At 47.6% G+C, this 19,392-nt stretch carries 17 protein-coding genes; 8 read left to right on the top strand and 9 right to left on the bottom strand.

Features of this window, described 5'->3' with window-relative positions:
* Positions 1–19 precede the first annotated feature (19 nt).
* The 3 genes from leuC to leuA are packed head-to-tail and all read right to left on the bottom strand — an operon-like array spanning position 20 to position 4,158.
* Complete coding sequence (gene leuC, locus MMG82_RS10195) at positions 20–1,444, bottom strand: 3-isopropylmalate dehydratase large subunit (protein WP_047534492.1); 1,425 nt, start codon at positions 1,442–1,444, stop codon at positions 20–22.
* Positions 1,444–2,538 carry a 3-isopropylmalate dehydrogenase gene (leuB, locus tag MMG82_RS10190; protein ID WP_047534490.1) on the bottom strand — a complete coding sequence of 365 codons (1,095 nt, stop codon included), beginning with the start codon at positions 2,536–2,538 and terminating at the stop codon, positions 1,444–1,446. The genes leuC and leuB overlap by 1 nt, the downstream gene beginning before the upstream one ends.
* Before the next feature lie 51 nt (positions 2,539–2,589).
* Positions 2,590–4,158 (bottom strand): 2-isopropylmalate synthase, encoded by a 1,569-nt coding sequence (gene leuA / locus MMG82_RS10185; RefSeq protein WP_047534488.1) that lies wholly within the window; start codon positions 4,156–4,158, stop codon positions 2,590–2,592.
* A 495-nt stretch (positions 4,159–4,653) separates the two neighbouring features.
* Here leuA and MMG82_RS10180 point away from each other — a divergent pair, with 495 nt between their 5' ends.
* A complete protein-coding gene (locus MMG82_RS10180; protein ID WP_047534486.1) occupies positions 4,654–6,441 on the top strand; it encodes a diguanylate cyclase in 1,788 nt (595 codons plus the stop codon).
* Here the strand turns inward: MMG82_RS10180 and recQ are convergent.
* Entirely contained in the window at positions 6,423–8,246 is a 1,824-nt protein-coding gene (gene recQ, locus MMG82_RS10175) for a DNA helicase RecQ (protein ID WP_109277830.1), read from the bottom strand. The two genes, MMG82_RS10180 and recQ, sit on opposite strands and share 19 nt — an antisense overlap.
* Before the next feature lie 275 nt (positions 8,247–8,521).
* Between recQ and MMG82_RS10170 the strand changes: the two genes are divergently transcribed.
* Positions 8,522–8,986 (top strand): thioesterase family protein, encoded by a 465-nt coding sequence (locus tag MMG82_RS10170; protein WP_037422889.1) that lies wholly within the window; start codon positions 8,522–8,524, stop codon positions 8,984–8,986.
* Between the two features lie 216 nt (positions 8,987–9,202).
* Positions 9,203–10,090, top strand: coding sequence for an EamA family transporter RarD (rarD, locus tag MMG82_RS10165; protein WP_037422891.1), 888 nt, complete (start codon positions 9,203–9,205; stop codon positions 10,088–10,090).
* Positions 10,091–10,142: 52 nt separating this feature from the next.
* Here the strand turns inward: rarD and MMG82_RS10160 are convergent, their stop codons facing one another.
* The 5 genes from MMG82_RS10160 to radC all read right to left on the bottom strand — a co-directional run bounded on the left by MMG82_RS10160 (position 10,143) and on the right by radC (position 13,613).
* Positions 10,143–10,661: a PH domain-containing protein gene (locus MMG82_RS10160; RefSeq protein ID WP_047534474.1), complete on the bottom strand. Its 519-nt coding sequence runs from the start codon at positions 10,659–10,661 to the stop codon at positions 10,143–10,145.
* Between the two features lie 103 nt (positions 10,662–10,764).
* On the bottom strand, positions 10,765–12,084 hold the full coding sequence (gene argA / locus MMG82_RS10155; RefSeq protein ID WP_037422897.1) for an amino-acid N-acetyltransferase: 1,320 nt from the start codon (positions 12,082–12,084) through the stop codon (positions 10,765–10,767).
* 313 nt (positions 12,085–12,397) lie between these two features.
* Positions 12,398–12,571, bottom strand: a complete 174-nt coding sequence (gene rpmG, locus MMG82_RS10150; RefSeq protein WP_006079871.1) for a 50S ribosomal protein L33 — start codon at positions 12,569–12,571, stop codon at positions 12,398–12,400.
* A gap of 6 nt (positions 12,572–12,577) precedes the next feature.
* Positions 12,578–12,814 (bottom strand): 50S ribosomal protein L28, encoded by a 237-nt coding sequence (gene rpmB, locus MMG82_RS10145; RefSeq protein ID WP_006079870.1) that lies wholly within the window; start codon positions 12,812–12,814, stop codon positions 12,578–12,580.
* 121 nt (positions 12,815–12,935) lie between these two features.
* A complete protein-coding gene (gene radC / locus MMG82_RS10140; protein ID WP_011073923.1) occupies positions 12,936–13,613 on the bottom strand; it encodes a DNA repair protein RadC in 678 nt (225 codons plus the stop codon).
* A gap of 119 nt (positions 13,614–13,732) precedes the next feature.
* On the opposite strand from radC, the gene coaBC reads away from it, so the two are divergent.
* From coaBC to folE, 5 genes are all read left to right on the top strand, one after another.
* Positions 13,733–14,965 carry a bifunctional phosphopantothenoylcysteine decarboxylase/phosphopantothenate--cysteine ligase CoaBC gene (coaBC, locus tag MMG82_RS10135; RefSeq protein ID WP_047534445.1) on the top strand — a complete coding sequence of 411 codons (1,233 nt, stop codon included), beginning with the start codon at positions 13,733–13,735 and terminating at the stop codon, positions 14,963–14,965.
* Positions 14,962–15,420, top strand: a complete 459-nt coding sequence (gene dut, locus MMG82_RS10130) for a dUTP diphosphatase (protein ID WP_011624324.1) — start codon at positions 14,962–14,964, stop codon at positions 15,418–15,420. Before coaBC ends, dut begins: the two co-directional genes overlap by 4 nt.
* A gap of 31 nt (positions 15,421–15,451) precedes the next feature.
* Positions 15,452–16,045, top strand: coding sequence for a nucleoid occlusion factor SlmA (gene slmA, locus MMG82_RS10125; RefSeq protein WP_011073926.1), 594 nt, complete (start codon positions 15,452–15,454; stop codon positions 16,043–16,045).
* Between the two features lie 134 nt (positions 16,046–16,179).
* Positions 16,180–18,165 (top strand): S9 family peptidase, encoded by a 1,986-nt coding sequence (locus MMG82_RS10120; protein ID WP_241406815.1) that lies wholly within the window; start codon positions 16,180–16,182, stop codon positions 18,163–18,165.
* 546 nt (positions 18,166–18,711) lie between these two features.
* Positions 18,712–19,362 (top strand): GTP cyclohydrolase I FolE, encoded by a 651-nt coding sequence (gene folE, locus MMG82_RS10115; RefSeq protein ID WP_037422910.1) that lies wholly within the window; start codon positions 18,712–18,714, stop codon positions 19,360–19,362.
* The last annotated feature ends 30 nt before the right edge of the window (positions 19,363–19,392 follow it).

Below are 19,392 nucleotides of genomic sequence, written 5' to 3'. Positions count from 1 at the left end.
TCTCCTGTTGGGATTACGGTTAGTAAGGTTTGCGGATATCGACAAAATGGCCCGCGATCGCCGCCGCTGCCGCCATCGCCGGACTCACCAAGTGCGTACGACTACCACGTCCTTGGCGACCTTCGAAGTTACGGTTACTGGTCGAAGCGCAGCGATCACCCGCCTCTAATCTGTCATCGTTCATCGCCAAACACATAGAGCAGCCCGGTAAACGCCATTCGAATCCGGCCTCGATAAAGATTTTATCTAAGCCTTCGGCCTCGGCCTGCGCCTTCACTTGGCCAGAGCCAGGTACTACGATTGCCGTAACGCCCGCAGCCACTTTGCGCCCTTGCGCCTGTTTCGCCGCGCTGCGTAAATCTTCAATCCGCGAGTTAGTGCAAGATCCGATAAAGACCTTATTGATCGCCACAGCTGTCATTGGCGAACCAGCAGTTAAGCCGATATAGTCCAGTGCTTTTTCCATGCTAGCGCGAATTGTTGGATTCACCTCATCGGCAGGATTAGGCACTGGCGCATCGATAGCAACGACTTGTCCAGGGTTAGTACCCCACGTGAGCTGCGGCGCGATATCGACAGCATCCAACACCACGGTGGCATCAAACTCAGCGCCAACATCGGTTTTCAGTGTTTTCCATTCAGCGACGGCTTGCGCCCAATCTTCGCCCTTGGGTGCAAATTCACGCCCTTCTAAGTAATCGAAGGTAGTTTGATCCGGCGCAACCATGCCCGCCTTAGCGCCCATTTCAATCGCCATATTGCAGACTGTCATACGCCCTTCCATCGATAAGGCTTCAATGGCATCACCACAAAACTCAACCACATAGCCAGTGCCGCCATCCATACCTATCTTACCGATAATCGCCAGTACGATATCTTTGGCGGTCACGCCATCGGTGACCTGACCACGGACTTCGATTTTCATGGTCTTGGCTTTTAATTGGCGCAGAGTCTGGGTCGCCAACACATGCTCCACCTCGGAAGTGCCGATACCGAAGGCCAAGGCGCCAAAGGCGCCGTGGGTCGCGGTGTGAGAATCACCACAGACGATCACAGTGCCGGGTAAGGTAATCCCAAGCTCAGGCCCCATAACATGTACAATCCCTTGATTCGGATGGTGAATATCATATAAGCATACGCCGAAGTCTTTACAGTTTTGCGCCAAGGTCTCGACCTGAGTGCGCGCCATCGGACTTAAAGCATCTAGACTAGCGCTGCGGGTCGAGGTGTTGTGATCCATGGTCGCGAAAGTTTTCTCCGGGGCACGTAATTTACGCCCCGCCACTTTTAAGCCACTAAAGGCTTGAGGCGATGTCACTTCGTGAACCAAATGTCTGTCGACATAAATGATCGGTGCTTCACCCTCGGGAATTGCTACAACGTGGGCATCCCACACCTTTTGATACAGGGTTTTCGGAGCGCTTGATATTGAAGGATTAGTCATTACACACCTGCCTTAACTGCATCGGCGATAAAGTTGCCCATTTCGACCGTCGATTTAGCCTTATGGCGTTGGTCGCTACTTAATAGCTCACCGGTTAAATAGCCAGAATTCAGCGCCTTAGTCACAGCACGTTCAATCGCACTTGCCGCCTCTTCTTGCTTTAAGCTGTGGCGCAGCATCAGTGCTGCCGATAGAATTTGTGCAATCGGGTTAGCAATACCTTTACCTGCAATATCCGGCGCGCTGCCACCAGCGGGTTCAAACAAACCAAAGCCAGTACTATTCATACTCGCCGAAGACAACAAGCCCATAGAACCCGTCAGCATGGCGATTTCATCCGATAGAATGTCACCAAACAAGTTAGAACACAGCATGACGTCAAACTCATCGGGGCGACGCAGCAACTGCATGGTCGCGTTGTCGATATAGATATGTTCCAGCTCAACGTCGGGAAAATCGACCGCCACTTCTTCGACCACTTGACGCCACAATACCGAGCAAGCCAATACGTTTGCCTTATCGACCGAAGTGACTTTTTTACGGCGTCCGCGAGCGGCTTCAAAGGCAATGCGCGCAATACGGCTAATTTCACGGCGGCTGTAACGCATGGTATCGAAGGCTTCTTCGCTCTCACCTTCACCTTGGCGCCCCTTAGGCTTTCCGAAGTAGATCCCACCCGTTAACTCACGCACGCAGAGAACATCGAAACCTCTTGCAGAAATATCGCTGCGCAGCGGTGACATATGTTCTAAACCATCATGCAATTTAGCGGGGCGTAGGTTACAAAACAGTTCGAAGTGACCCCGTAGCGGTAACAATGCACCGCGCTCGGGCTGATCATTGGGCGGCAGTTTTTCCCACTTTGGGCCACCGACAGAGCCGAATAGAATGGCATCGGCCGCTTCACAGCCTTTCAGTGTTGCCTCTGGCAATGGACAGCCATGATTGTCGATGGCGATACCGCCAACATCATATTCAGTGTATTCAATATTAAGACCAAAACGTGCCTCAACCGCCTTTAACACCTTACGCGCCTCGGCCATCACTTCAGGCCCAATGCCATCCCCGGCTAATACTGCAATTTGATAACTCATACGCCCGCTCACTCCTTCAATGTGAAAACTTTATGCTCGATATTACCTTGGCTATACGCCGCCCAGCTCTTTGTTTTTATGCATATTCTGTTTGTAATCTGCAACCTTATCGGCGCGGCATGTCAGGTTCATCACGTGCACTAATGCACGGGCTGATGCCTCAACCACGTCGGTCGCTAACCCGACACCGTGGAAATTTTGCTCATGGTAAACCGCGGTAATATCAACTTGGCCGAGCGCATTTTGTCCTACGCCCTTAGCCCCCAATTTGTAGCTGATGATATCGATACGGCGGTCAGTCGCGCGGGCGATAGCATTATAGGCAGCATCAACAGGGCCATTACCTGTAGCGGCCTCAGTTTTAATCTCACCGCCGACATCAATACGCACCGTCGCCGTGGCCACGCCTTCGGTTGAGTCAGATTGCACCACTAACTGCTGTAATTGATAAAAGTTATCTTCTGCGGCTTGTGTCTCCATGAAGGCTAAGGCTTCTAAGTCATAATCGAAGACTTGGCCCTTTTTATCCGCCAATTTTAAAAACTGTTCGTACAGGGCATCCAAGTTGTAATCCTGCTCGCTGTAGCCCATTTCCTCCATGCGATGCTTAATCACATGACGGCCGGAGCGCGAGGTCATATTCAGATTGTTACGATTCAGGCCGATGCTCTCTGGCGTCATAATTTCATAAGTGTTTTGCGCTTTTAACATGCCATCTTGGTGAATCCCCGACGAATGGGTAAAGGCATTAGCGCCAACAATCGCCTTATTCGACTGGATTGGCATATTGCACAACTGGCTGACTAAATTTGAGGTGCGGTGAATTTCCTTCGCATTGATCCCCGTTTCAAACCCTAGCAGGTTCTTACGGGTTGCTAAGATCATGGCGATCTCTTCTAAAGAGCAGTTACCCGCACGCTCACCAATACCATTCATGGTACATTCGATTTGGCGCGCGCCATGCTGCACAGCAGTAATCGAATTGGCGACCGACAGACCTAAGTCATCGTGGCAGTGAACCGAAATAATGGCTTGGTCGATATTCGGTACGCGATTAAACAAGGTTTGAATAATGCCACCAAACTCGCTTGGCACTGTGTAGCCCACGGTATCTGGGATATTGATAGTGCGCGCCCCCGCATGAATCGCCGCTTCCACCATACGGCACAAATTATCAATCGGCGTACGTCCCGCATCTTCGCATGAAAATTCAACATCATCGGTAAAACGACGGGCATATTTCACTGCACCGACCGCCATTTCCAACACTTGCTCGAATGAACGTTTTAATTTGCTCTCAACATGGATGGTCGAGGTGGAGATAAACGTATGAATGCGGAACTGATCAGCCACCGATAATGCTTGAGCGGCGGCATCAATATCTTTTTCCAAGGCGCGGGATAATGCGCACACGCGGCTATTTTTAATGGTGCGAGCAATGGTTTGCACCGACTCAAAATCACCGGGGGAAGATACGGGAAAACCGACTTCCATCACATCGACACCGAGACGTTCCAACGCCATGGCGATCTGTAACTTTTCTTTGACCGACAAGCTTGCCGCTAACGCCTGCTCGCCATCACGTAACGTGGTATCAAATATAATGACTCTGTTAGACATCGGGTTTCTCCATGGAACGTCACCGTTCATTATTTAACTTTTGCTGTATTCAGATACAAAAAACCCCGCAACATCGGTGCGGGGTTTTTGAGTGTTTTGCCTATCTATCGAGCGAGCAACACTAAGACCTCCGCGTTTGTGGCGCGAGAGAGAGAAGGAGGAGGTCGAGTTTGCTGCTAATTCTATTCATTTAAATTAAATATTTATTCTGTTGATTGAATATTGCTTTGGTTAATATTTAACTCGCTTGGCTAAATGTGTCAACCCCAATTTTTTTCATGTTCCTTAATATATCTGCTGCAAAATGGCAGAAACAGATATGTTTGTCTCAAGGTTGTATTGTTAATCCCTTGCAATACAAGATAAATAAATTAAATGCTGCACCTCAAACTTTTAACAAAAAAATCATTTTTTATGCAAAAATAGCCTGAGACACGTTATAATCCTCGCCCGAAGTTACGGATACTAGAATAAATGCACGGTATGGAGCAAAAAATGGATTTTCGCGTCTTAGCGCTGAGCCTATTATTGTGGCTTGTGCCATTATGGGCTTGCGCTAATGAGCAGTTAGATAAATTGACATGGGAAGTTTATCAGTATCCAACCAAGGCTTTGGCACAAATTACCGCATTAGAAAAACTGCAATCCACTCAATCCACTGATAATAAAAACGATATCGATAGGCTCCGCCTCAGTATATTGAAGTGTCAAAACCTGTTACAACTCGGTGAAAATGAAGCGGCGATTAATCTTGCGCAAATGGGTGAAGCCCATGCTAAACAGCTTAAGTTAGATCAAGCACGCCCCTATTTTTTGAATTGTCAGGCCGATGCCTATCTAAATTACGACAATATTAAAGATGCATTACCCATACTGGACTCCGCAATCACTCTTGCTAGACGCTACCAGCAGCCCCAAGCCCTTATCGATGCACTCCGCTTGAGGGGGCAACTGGATACCAATACGGATAATTTTTCCTCCGCGATTGAAGATTTACGCATCGCTATTGATATCTATCCCGATATCCATACTCAAACGCAAAATTGGGTCTGGCCGCCAGAGGGATATGTCTATGCTGCGATGGGGAATTTACTCTATGCCACCGAAGATTTACCCCAAGCCATGTATTACGCCAAGCTTGCCCTAAAAAGCGCTGATGCCCAAGGAAAAGTCCGGCATATATTACTGCGAAATGCCGCGCGGATTGCACTAGATAATGGTGAGCGTGAATATAGTGATCAACTAGAAAAACAAGCCAAAACTTTACTACCAGAAATAGGCTCCCCACTTGAACTCGCCTACAGCTATGCCATTCTGGCTTCAATTTCCCTTGATAAAGGCAAAATTGATACAGCCGAAGAGTATATCTCCATTGCAATGAACACTTTTAAGCAGCAAAAGCAACAGGTTGCCATGATGCGTTCGACTCGTTTACTCGCTCAAGTACGATTTGCACAACATAGGGATGAAGCAGCGCTAACACTCATGCACTCTGCCATTGAACAAGGCGAAACGCTTAAGCAATATACTGATCTTAAATGGTTTTATGGTATATTGAGTGATTATTACCACACTCAAGATAACTACAAACTCGCCTACGAATTTTTACAAAAGCGCTTCGATGCCGCAGAACTGGCTAACGAATCAATAAACAACATGCGAATTTTGCAGTTTAAAGCCAGATTAAATCAGCAGGGATTACAGCAACTCAGCGCAGATGATCCACAGAGCAATCCCACCTTAATGGATGAGCTGAATGTAGATTGGGCCTTTAGTACCTTGTTTTTAGTGAGCATGACACTCTTAGGTGGCGCCATTTGGTACTTTATTGATAAGCAAAATAAACATGCCCCATCACCTGACACCAAATCCAAGCGCCTTGCACCTATTCAGCAGCTTGAGCTCACCCTGCATAGTGCCAAACAGGGCGCTTATCCACTGACATTATTACTTTTTAATGCTAGCCAAATTCGCCAAGTCGATCTGCCAACCTTGATCGATAAATTACAAGATAAACTCCGTGAGCAAGACATACTATTACGGTATTCGATGGATGAAATTGTGATAGTGCTACCTTACACCTCCGCCCGCGGCGCACAACGAGTCGTCAACCAATTAACGCCCACAATTCAAACATCACAAGGATCAAGCAAGGTCAATATCGGGATTGCAGTGATGCAACAGTTTGATACTTTGGATTCTTTAGTGAAACGTGCCAATATCAATCAACTCAGCAAACTCAAGGTGACCGATACACAAAGCGACTACTCCCCCGCTAAATAAGCCGCGATTTCATCAAGGAACTCACCGCCAAATCGACTGAGTTTACGTTCCCCCACGCCATTAACTGCCAGCATTTCCCCAGGGCTTGTCGGCATCATAGCCGCCATTTCCGCTAAAGTAGCATCGTTAAACACCAGATAAGGCGGCACATCCTGCTCTTCGGCAATGGTGCGGCGCAGTGTTTTAAGGCGGGCAAATAACTTGCGATCATAGTTAAGCGGCACTCTCGACTGTGTCGTTTTACGCTTTATGCTGGTGAGTTGGATACGCGGCTCAGCCAACATCAACGCCACCTCTCCCTTCAATATTGGCCTTGCAGAGGGATTTAAGGTGATGGATGAGCCACGAGTAATATCTTGACTCGCTAAGCCTAAATGGATCAGTTGGCGAATAACACTCAGCCAATACTCATGGCTCTTATCTTTACCAATCCCCCATGTACTGAGCTTATCGTGGCCACGGTCAACAATCGCGGCCCCCTTGGAGCCACGCAACACTTCAATCAAATGATTAATACCAAAGCGTTGCCCGAGACGATAGATGCAAGAAAGCACCTTCTGCGCATCTTCGGTGCCGTTATAACGCTTAGGCGGGTCAAGACAAATATCACAGTTACCACAGGGTTCTAATGCGCTTTCATCGAAGTAATGCAACAGCACTTGGCGCCGACAGGTTTGCGCCTCGGCAAAGGCGGCCATGGTATTGAGTTTATGGAAATCCACCTGCTGCTGCGGCCCTGGCTCCGATTGCTCGATAAGATGGCGCACTCGACCAATATCAGCGGGATCGAACAACATAAAGGCTTCGGCCTCGAGTCCATCACGGCCCGCTCGGCCAGTTTCTTGATAATAAGCTTCGATACTCTTCGGGATATCGTAATGCACCACAAAGCGCACGTTGGATTTGTTAATCCCCATACCAAAGGCGACGGTCGCAACGACAATATCAATTTGATCTTTAAGGAAGCTATCCTGCACTTCGCCGCGCTCTTCTGCCGTCATGCCCGCATGGTAAGCCTTAGCATGAAACCCTTGCAGGGTGAGCCTTTCTGCCACCTCATCCACGCGGCGTCGACTGCTACAGTAGACAATGCCGCTACTGCCATTTTGTTGCAGTAAAAACTGTCGTAATTGATTCGCGGCATTGAGTTTTTCGGCAACCGTATAGCGAATATTGGGCCGATCGAAACTCGATAGTAATTTAAAGGGATTAATCCCTAGGCGCTCGCAAATATTTTGTCGCGTCGCCTGATCCGCGGTGGCGGTGAGCGCCATCATAGGCACATGGGGAAAGAGCTGCTTTAACTGCCCAAGGGCTGCATATTCAGGTCGAAAATCATGCCCCCATTGACTGATGCAGTGCGCCTCGTCAATAGCAAACATCGACAGCGGCAAGGAGCGCATGCGCTCGATAAAATCAGCCGTCAGCAACCGCTCAGGGGACACATACAGCAGTTTTAGCTCGCCTCGATGCAACTGCCTAAGCACCTCGACACTCTGCTCCCGCGGCTGCGATGAGTTTAAATAGGCTGCATTGACCCCCGTCTGCAACAGGCTGTCGACCTGATCTTTCATCAATGAAATCAGCGGTGATACCACGATAGTGATGCCAGGCATCAGCAGTGCTGGCAACTGGTAACACAGACTCTTACCGCCGCCGGTGGGCATGATCACCAGGCAGTCCTCACCACTGCATACACGTTCGATAACCTCGCGCTGACCGTCCCTAAAGTCACGGTAACCAAACACCTGCGCCAGGCGTTGAGACAGCGGATCATCATGTATGTCGAGTAACTGAGTTTCCATGGATCTTCTAGCTAAAAAGTAAGGGCGCCTATTCTAAAGGACAGAATCGCTCCTGTCTTGTGCCATCTTGCCCAAACTGGCCCACGCCAACAATCAGATAATAGGTTTAGCCTACATCCACAGCTCATCACAACACCTAAGACGATTTGCCTGCACAGCGGCTTAAGTTGCATTAGACATAGGCTTAGCGGTAGATTAATTGCTCTAAGTCGAATGCCATTGCACACGCTTCGACCCTATTCTAAGAAGCCCTACAGCCTACAAGGACGAACAGCATGACAACCCCAATTCAAGCCGAAGTACTCAAACGAGTTGCCGAAGTGTTTGACCAGCACGTACCGTTTCATAATTTATTGGGTCTGGATATCAAGCGATACGACATAGATGGCGTTGAAGTGGTGATCAATATGAAGCCAGAGCTCATTGGCAATATTCATCAACAAATTCTCCACGGTGGTGTCACCGCCACAGTGCTTGATGTCGTAGGAGGGCTCACCGCCTTTGCAGGACTGGTCGCTAGCCGTGATGATTGGACGGTTGAAGAGTTACAGCAACGGCTGCAAACCTTAGGCACTATTGATATGCGTGTCGATTACCTGCGCCCCGGGCGTGGACAGATTTTCACTGGCACCGGCAGTGTGATCCGAGCTGGCAATCGCGTCTCGGTCTGCCGAATGGAGTTACACAATGAGCAAGGAACCCATATCGCCTTCGGCACTGGCACTTATATGGTGGGCTAGTCCCTTGTCACCCATCGTTTTTTCAAGATTAATTTACCGCATTCAACATCAATAAACTAAAGGGAAACACCTTGATTATTCAGCTGTTTCCCTCTTATTCATTTCGAGCACTCGTCATCAGAGACATCCTGTAACGAAAAAGGCGACTACACACATCTTGAGTCAATTCCCATAGCCTCCTACAATCGCCGTCCTGTTGTCCTTCGAAGATGTCTCATGCCTGATACCGAATACCGCAAAGGGATCCTACTTGCCGTCAGTGCTTACTGTATGTGGGGATTTGCGCCCTTATATTTCAAACTACTCCACCATGTTTCGGCGACCGAAATTTTACTGCATCGGGTGATCTGGTCATTTGTATTTATGGTGATCATCATGCTGTTTATCGGTGGCTTTGGAAAACTGCGCCAGCTGTTTAAACAGCCAAAACAGCTACTCGTACTCACCATCACCTCCCTATTAATTGCAGGTAACTGGTTGATTTTTATCTGGGCAGTGAATAATGATCATATGCTCGATGCTAGCCTAGGCTATTTTATTAACCCATTACTCAATGTGCTGCTCGGCATGCTGTTTTTAGGGGAAAGATTACGTAAGTTGCAATGGTTTGCTGTCGCGCTGGCGAGTACTGGCGTGCTGATCCAATTAGTCTCATTCGGCTCAATCCCCATTGTCTCCCTCGCCTTAGCGGGCACCTTCGGGGTATATGCGCTGCTACGTAAAAAGGTCAACGTGGATGCTAAATCGGGTCTGCTAGTCGAAACCGCCATTCTGCTACCGGTCGCATTGGTTTATCTGGTTGCGACCTTAGATAGCGCCACGGCGAATATGCTCACCAACGATTGGCACCTTAATTTATTGTTGATGGCAGCCGGGATTGTTACCACGATTCCACTATTGTGTTTTGCTGGTGCAGCGGTACGCATTCCATTGTCTATGCTCGGCTTTTTCCAATATATCGGCCCGAGTATTATGTTTATTCTCGCAGTAACCTTATTCAATGAACCCTTCGATGCAGAGAAGAGTATCACCTTTGGTTTTATCTGGAGCGCCCTGCTGGTGTTCACCTTCGATATGGCCTATAAACGCAAAACGGCGCGATAATATCGCGCTGTAGCCAATGGTTACAAAAGTAGTGGTAAGTGTACTGGACCTGCTACTTTTGTAGTTGGGCTAAAAATTTCTCGCCCTCGGGTACAGATAAGAGCAGATTGTAGCCTCGCGTCGTTGGCACTAACACTAGCTCGGATTTATCCGTCACTGCCACAAATGCCTTGCCCTTCCCCTTCAAATTAAACCAGCCGAGTTGAAACCCTGGCATACCGATACCATTGGTTTTAAAGCTGGGTACCAAATCCGCCTCCAGCTTCAAGTCGATAAGACGCGCCTGCTCGACTAACAGTTCGGAACGCGCTAATTGCACTTTATAGAAGGGAATATCGAGTTTTAGCTCGGTGTCGGTTAGCGCGATTTCAGCATTATGGGATTGATAAAACACCCAAGAAAATCCGCCAATCATTACTAACAAGATGCCTAAGCTCGCCGATTTAGCCACTTTCGGCATAGGTTTAACCCACAACATCCACAGTACGCCAGCTAAACCTAACAACAAGATAATAAAGCTTAAAATTGAAGTTTGAGTCAGAGGTGCGAGGGAGAAAAACTGAGTCACCATGGTGGGCAGTCCTTAAGGAAGAAAAGCTTAATCTGCCAACAAAGACATATTATGTCAACAAAAATGCCAGCGCTAGGCTGGCATCTTATCAAGCGTAAAAAGCTTACAGATCAAGGGCGAGAATTTTAGAGCGGCGCTGATAGTTATACAGCTGCTTTTTCTTCTGCGGCAATGCATCCACATCTTCAATCACAAAGCCATGCTCTAAGAACCAGTGAATGCTACGGGTAGTCAAGGCAAATAAACGGGAATAACCCCGATGACGCGCCTGACCTATGATGTTTTTCAGCAGCAGACTGCCCCTATCCGCATCGCGATAATCTGGATGTACCACCAAGCAGGCAAACTCACCGGCGTTATCCTCCTCGAACGGATACAGAGCCGCGCAGCCAATCACTAAGCCGTCTCGCTCAATCAACATAAACTGCTCGATCTCAATCTCAAGCTGCTCACGGCTTCGGCGCACTAAAATGCCTTGCTCTTCCAGAGGACGGATTAAATTCAATATGCCGCCAATATCGCTAATCGATGCGCGGCGCAGGCGCTCAGCGCTTTCTGTTACGATTTGCGTACCTATGCCTTCACGGGAGAACAACTCCTGCAGCAAGGCGCCGTCATCGAGGTAACTGACCAAATGACAACGTGGCACCCCATTGCGGCACGCATCAATACTCGCCTTGAGGAAGGCCATAGTGCCCACACAGGCAGAACCTTGCTCAGCGAGCTTATTAAGAATGTTTTGCGCGTCATTTGGCATTAATTCGGCAATCACATCGCCATTGCGATCGAGGATGCCATTTTGCGAACTAAAGCCAATCATCTTGTCGGCCTTCAGCTTGATAGCAACCTGAGTGGCAATCTCTTCGGCCGTGAGGTTAAAGCTTTCGCCAGTGACGGATGCAGCAATCGGCCCCATCAACACGATACAGTGGTTATCGAGCTGACGCTTAAGCCCTTGAGTATCGATACGGCGCACTTTGCCGCTTAGACAAAAATCCACACCATTATCGACGCCCAGTGGCTGAGCAATCACAAAGTTACCGCTGACTAAGTTAATTTGCGCACCTTGCATCGGCGTATTGCTTAAACTCATCGATAAACGCGCGGTAATATCAAACTGTAATGCACCCGCGACTTGCTTAATGACTTTGAGTGAGTCTTCATCCGTGATACGTACACCTTCGTGGTAGGCGGGTTCAATCCCATTGGCGGCTAACGCTGCATCGATTTGCGGCCTCGCGCCATACACCAACACCACTTTAATACCCAAACTGTGTAACAACGCCACGTCATTCAAAATGCCGCGAAATTGATTTTGTGCTAAAGCCTCGCCACCCAACATCACCACAAAGGTTTTCCCTCTATGGGCATTAACGTAAGGGGCAGAATGACGAAATCCATCAACCAGTTCAGTGGTACGCACGCGTTGTTTACACCTCATATTTAAGCTGGTAACCCCAAAATGGCTTACCAGGAGTGAATAACGAAAACCCGCGTATAGTATTGCATTTTAATTCACCAATAAAGAATTTATTCTCATTAAAATGCAGTTTTAATACAATAAAGTGCTTATATTTTCAAAAAATTGCACTTTTGATAAATGATCACATTTTTTTAACCAAATATGATTTAGTCGCGCTCGCCAAGTATGGGGCAGATTTATCTCATCTTGATGACGAAAAGCCAAAAAAAAAGCCCCTTAGATAAGGGGCTTTTCTCGAAACACTAAACAAGGATTACTTGATTTTTGCTTCTTTGTAGATAACGTGCTGACGAATAACTGGATCAAATTTTTTGATTTCCATTTTTTCTGGCATGTTACGCTTGTTTTTTTCAGTTGTGTAGAAGTGACCAGTTTTAGCTGTAGAAACTAATTTGATCTTCTCACGATTACCTTTAGCTTTAGCCATGATCTATTACACCTTCTCGCCACGGGCACGAAGTTCAGCAACAACAACTTCAATACCTTTCTTATCGATCAGACGGATACCTTTAGTAGATACACGTAACTGTACGAAACGTTTTTCTTCTTCTAACCAAAAACGGTGGTTTTGTAGGTTAGGTAAAAAACGACGACGGGTCGCGTTTTTTGCGTGCGAACGGTTGTTACCAACCATCGGCTTCTTGCCAGTAACTTGGCATACTCTTGACATGTCAATCTTCTCCAAAAACAATTTTAACGCTCGAGCATTAATGTGCCTCGTATGGCCGTCGCCCGAGGCACAAAGAGGGCGCATTTTATACACGATCACAGAGTGAAGATCAAGTGTTAGATTAATTAATCCAGCCTCGTTCCGCGAAGGAAACTATCTCTCGATCACCAACAACCATATGATCCAACAGGGATACATCTATGGTTGCCAACGCATTTTTTAATCGCTCAGTTATTCGTCTGTCAGCCTGACTGGGCTCGGCAATACCAGACGGATGATTGTGACACACTATGACGGCAGCAGCCTTTTTCTCCAGCACTAAGCTCACCACTTCACGTGGGTACACTGAGGCTGAATCTATTGTTCCGCGGAATAATTCGACGAACTGAATCACTCTATGCTGGCTATCCAGCAGCAAAATTGCGAACACTTCATAGGAGCGGTCAGCTAATTGTCTCATTAAATAATCCCGAGTTAAATCGGGATTTGTCAAAACCTGACCTCTCTGCAGGTTTTCTTGTGCCACACGCCTCGCTAATTCAGCCGCGGCTTGAAGCTGGGCGTATTTTACAGGTCCCACGCCAGGAAGTCGACACACCTGATGCTTTGGTGCGCAAAGTAAGCTTCTTAAGCCACCAAATTCTTGAATAAGTGAACGGGCAAGGTCTACGGCATTCAGCCCAGACAGGCCATTACGCAACAACACCGCCAGTAATTCGGCATCCGAGAGATGACTAGCGCCTTTTAGCAATAACTTATCCCGCGGCCCTTCTCCCTCTGGCCAATCCTTAATCGCCATGTGACCTCCTGTCGTCGCATATTTTTACTTTAGCAAGTATGGACGAGATTTTTTGAACTGGGACAGTCACGCCAATTCATCGCTTTGTGGTATGGTTGGCGACATTATTTCAATCTCGGATGATGTCTGTGAGCCTGATAACGAAAAACGTCCTACTGGGTATTGGTGGCGGCATTGCGGCCTACAAAAGTGCGGATTTAGTGCGCCGCTTAAAAGAACGCGGCTTTGATGTACGTGTGGTCATGAGCCAAAGTGCGATAGAATTTATTACCCCACTCACACTGCAAGCCTTATCAGGGCATCCGGTATCATCGAGCTTACTCGATCCCGCTGCCGAAGCTGCGATGGGGCATATTGAACTGGCGCGCTGGGCCGATTTAGTGATTATCGCCCCCGCTACAGCAAATCTTCTCGCCCGAATCAATGCAGGCATGGCAGATGAATTAATCACAACCACTTGTCTTGCCACTGAAGCGCCAATTGCGCTCTGCCCTGCGATGAATCAGCAGATGTATCGTAATCTCGCCACTCAAGCCAATTTAGCCAGTTTACAAAGCCGTGGTTACACCCTATGGGGACCGGCAAGTGGCAGTCAAGCTTGCGGTGAAGTGGGCCCTGGCCGCATGCTCGAACCGCTCGAAATTGTCGAACTCGCGAGTCGCTTTTTTGCAACAAAAGATGTCTATGCTGAACAGGAGTCACAACCGCTAGCAGGCCAATCGGTACTGATCACTGCAGGCCCAACCCGCGAAGCCATCGATCCTGTACGCTATATCTCTAATCACAGCTCAGGCAAGATGGGCTTTGCCTTAGCGAAGGCCGCGGCCGATATGGGCGCAGTTGTGACCTTGGTCGCAGGACCCGTAAATTTAGCCACGCCTGAAGGGGTGACACGAATCGATGTCGAATCGGCGCAAAACATGCTCGAGGCGGTGATGAACCATGTTGATAAAAAAGATATTTTTATCGGCTGTGCGGCGGTTGCTGACTATCGCGTCAGCGATATTGCCACCAGTAAAATCAAAAAGTCAGCGGAAGAAATGCAACTTGCGCTGGTGAGGAATCCTGATATCTTAGCGACGGTCGCAAGCTTGGCAAACCGTCCTTTTATGGTGGGATTTGCCGCAGAAACCCATGATGTAGAAGCCTACGCCCGCGATAAACTCAAACGTAAAAATTTGAATATGATCGCGGCAAACGATGTATCCGTTGCTGGTCTAGGCTTTAACGCCGATGCCAATGCCCTGCGCGTATTCTGGCCACAGGGTAGTCAAGATTTGCCTGCTACCGATAAACTCACGTTGGCTCGGCAATTACTTTCGTTGATAGTGAAAGAAAAACAACACAAATGAAAACACCGATTGAATTAAAGATCCTCGATTCCCGTATTGGCTCTGAATTCCCGCTGCCTGCCTATGCCACACCAGGCAGCGCAGGCATGGATCTTCGCGCCATGATAGATACCACCATGACGATAGCCCCAGGAGAAACTCAGTTAATCCCAACGGGTATCGCCATCCACGTAGCCGATCCAGGCCTTGCAGCAGTGATTTTACCGCGTTCAGGCCTTGGGCATAAGCACGGTATCGTCCTTGGAAATCTGGTTGGGCTTATCGATTCGGATTATCAGGGGCCCTTAATGGTCTCTTGTTGGAACCGCAGCGATACCCCATTTACCTTAGAAATCGGTGATCGTCTCGCACAACTGGTGTTTGTCCCTGTGGTACAAGCACAATTCAAACTCGTTGATGAGTTCGATAGCTCAGACCGTGGTGAAGGTGGATTTGGCCATTCTGGCACTAAATAACCTGAATCGTTATTGAGCGAAGGATACTGCAATGGCTGTAAGCCCAAAAATTAATCGTCGTGAACACATACTGCAATGCCTAGCACAAATGCTAGAAACCAGCCCAGGACAACGTATTACCACCGCTAAACTCGCCTCAGAAGTCGGCGTATCGGAAGCGGCACTCTATCGCCACTTCCCGAGTAAGGCACGGATGTTCGAAGGGTTAATTGAGTTTATTGAAGAGTCATTACTCTCTCGTATCAACATCATCATGGATGATGAAAAAGACACCATGAAACGCTGTCAACTGGTGCTGCAACTACTGCTGATTTTTGCCGAGCGTAATCCAGGGATCTCGCGCGTCCTCAATGGTGATGCGCTTTTAGGTGAAAATGAGCGTCTGCGTAGCCGCATTAGTACGCTATTTGCAAAAATAGAAACTCAACTTAAGCAAATTTTGCGGGAAAAGACCCTGCGAGAAGGCAAAGGCTTTAATTTAGATGAGGCTATTTTAGCTAATTTGCTGTTAGCCTTCGCAGAGGGGCGAATTGCTCAATTTGTCCGCAGTGAGTTTAAACTAAAACCCACACAACACTTCGATGAACAGTGGCGCTTTATTCAGCATCAGCTGTTGCAAAGCTAATGATTTATCAACATAAAGGACGGTAATCACCGTCCTTTCTTTTATCCCGACTCCTTGTATCAGTAGTGCTTTTGCTTTAATCTTGTTTACACATTGTTAAAACTAAAACCACAATAATATTACAAGGATGTCAGATGAAATCTTTGCCATTTGCTGCATTGGCCGTAATTTGCTTACCCATCATGCCAATCAACACATTCGCGGCTGAAACATCGGCCAAGAATGCATTATCACAATCACAATTATTCAGTCGCGGTGATGAGTACGCTGATGTGAAAATATCACCTACCGGCAAATACTTAAGTGCAATTACCAGTGTTGAGGGTAAAAATGTACTCATAGTATTAGATGCTCAAACCAAAAAACTGCTGAATGCGATTCGCTTCCCAAGCAACGCCCAGGTAGGCACCTATGAATGGGCCAATAGCGAGCGTATTGTACTGGCAAAAGAATACCTTAAGGGCTGGAGCGATGTGCCCCAATACTACGGCGAATTAATGGCGGTCAACGCCGATGGTTCTCGCCCTAAATATCTCTTTGGATATAACAGCGGTGAGCAACAGACAGGTTCAAATATCAAGAAAAACACCGCCATAAATGCCACAGCATTCATTCTGGATCCTCTTCCGGATGATGAACGCTATATGCTGGTCAATGCGCTCCCATGGACTGGTGCCCCTGACTTGAGTGAAACGCCTCAGGATGTCTACCGCGTTGACCTTTTTAGCGGGGTGCGTAAACGCATCACAGGCTCTCCCATAGGCCAAGCTCGCTTTATGACCGACCATGATGGTGAAGTCCGCTTTGTGGCAGGGAAAGACAGCAAAAACATCACTAAAGTGTTTTACCGCAAAGATGGCGAGTGGATAAATACCGATAAACTCAACCTTGGCTTAAGTGATTTTACACCGATCTCCTTCGCTGATAATAAAAATACCATCTATGCTGCGGGTCGAGTAGGCACTGAAACCTTAGGCGTCTATCGCATCAACCTCGAAACAGGCGAGAAGGCCGAGATCATTCAAGATGAGGTCGTTGATCCCAATAACTTCTGGATCAACGGTACCAATAAGCAGCTTTATGCCGTTGAGTTTGAAAATGGCTATCCAAGCTATGCCTTTGTGGATAACAACGACAGCCACGCCAAACTACTTAAGGATTTAATTGCTGCCCTACCTGGGCATCAAGTACGGATTGTCAGCGAAACCCGTAATGGTGAGCAATTGGTGGTGATTGCATTTAATGACCGCAATCCCGGTGATTACTATGTGTTTGATACGAAAAAGCTCAAGCTAGAGTATCTATCCGCCGCCCGTAAATGGCTCGACCCAGAGCAAATGGCGGAGGTCAAACCTATTAGCTTCACTAACCGCGATGGCCAGAAAATACATGGCTATTTAACCTTACCCTTCGGCAAAGAAGCCAAAAATTTACCCTTGGTCGTTAATCCCCATGGCGGTCCCCATGGCATTCGTGACTGGTGGGGATTTGATCCACAAAATCAATTACTTGCCCAAAACGGCATGGCGGTGTTGCAGGTTAACTTCCGCGGCTCAGGTGGTTATGGTGAGGCCTTCCAGCAAGCTGGCTATCGAAAATGGGGCTCCGATATTCAGCACGACATAATAGACGCAACTCAATACGCCATTGACCAAGGCTTTGCCGATAAGGAACGGGTATGTATCGCTGGCGGTAGCTTTGGCGGCTATAGCGCACTACAAAGCGCGGTATTGGCGCCCGATATGTTTAAATGCGCGGTAGGGGTTGCCGGTGTGTATGATCTGGAGTTGATGTTTAATGAAGGTGACATCGCCAGAACACGTTCAGGAACAAGCTATCTTAAGGACGTACTTGGCCAAGATAAAGCCACCCTAAAAGCCATGTCTCCCTCTGAAAACGTTGCTAAATTAAAAGCGAACCTCTTACTCGTTCACGGTGGTGAAGATGAGCGAGCGCCAATTGAACAGTTGGAATCACTCGAAAAAGCCCTCAAAGCCCATAATTATCCCTACCAAAAACTGGTGATGGATAGCGAAGGTCATGGTTTTTATAACGATACTCATAGAGCCAAGTATTACGATCAGATGCTGAGCTTCTTAAAAACTAACCTGAAACTTTAGTACTCACTAAAATAACTAGGGCGTGTTGACGTTTCGAGATTAAATTTTGTTCGTTCTGGCAAGCACGTGCTCGCGAAACGAGGAATGATGTGTAGTTTACTCAAATGACGAGCGGCTCTTATGACAGAAAGTAAGAGCAAGGGCTTGCCAGACGAACCCTTCGGGCAGCATTTGGCTGGCTTTTCTGCCGCGTTATCGTCCGTTTATGTAGAATAACTACACTGCTCGGACTTTGCCTTGCATAAAAGCCAGCCACATTGCTGCAAAAATAACCCTGAAACGTCAACACGCCCTTCTATCTTCATCAAGATAATGATGTTTTAGCGCCCCAAGGAGCCGATAATCGATAAGGACTATCGGCTTTTTCATCTTCAGCGTAAGCGTTTTTTGGTATGAATTATCCGCAATTCGCGCTATTCTGCCCCACCTTGTTCTTGTCCAAGTGACAACGAATCGATTTATACCCTAGCGCGCCTGATTGCTGATATTCAGCGACCAGTGCTAGGTTTTCAGTGATAGCCGCTACTGAAGTAGTGGAGGATAAAAATGTCATTAAGTGAAGCAGCAGTAAAAGTACAGGCCGCCCTACAAGAGCGCGGACTTGAAACCCCCATGCTCCCCAGTGTGTTTACTCCTGAAGAGCGTAAGGACAAGATTGAACACCATATGAAGGAAATTCTGACGCTTATGTCACTGGATCTTTCTGATGACAGTCTTGCCGATACCCCACGCCGCATCGCCAAAATGTATGTCGACGAAATCTTCTCCGGTCTAGATTATGCGAACTTCCCAAAGATCACTGTAATTGATAACAAAATGGGCTTTGATGAAATGGTGCGCGTACAGGATATTAGCCTGACCAGTACCTGTGAACATCATCTTGTCACTATTGATGGCACGGCAACCATTGCGTATCTTCCACGTAAAAAAATTATTGGTTTATCAAAGATTAACCGCATTGTACGTTTCTTTGCCCAACGTCCTCAGGTACAAGAGCGTTTGACTCAGCAAGTGTTAGTCGCGCTGCAGACCTTGCTCGAAACTAAAGATGTTGCGGTTAAAATGGATGCGGTGCATTACTGCGTAAAATCCCGCGGCGTGATGGACTCCACTAGCTCCACCACCACTACGGCCTTAGGTGGTATTTTTAAATCCAACCCCGCGACCCGCGCCGAGTTTTTACACCAGTCGAAGTAAGACCTTACTTTGTGCGAGGCATAAAAAACG

It is taken from the genome of Shewanella sp. MM_2022_3 (genome assembly GCF_022557375.1).
GTDB lineage: Bacteria > Pseudomonadota > Gammaproteobacteria > Enterobacterales > Shewanellaceae > Shewanella > Shewanella xiamenensis.
This window is presented reverse-complemented; position numbering and strand designations above follow the sequence as displayed.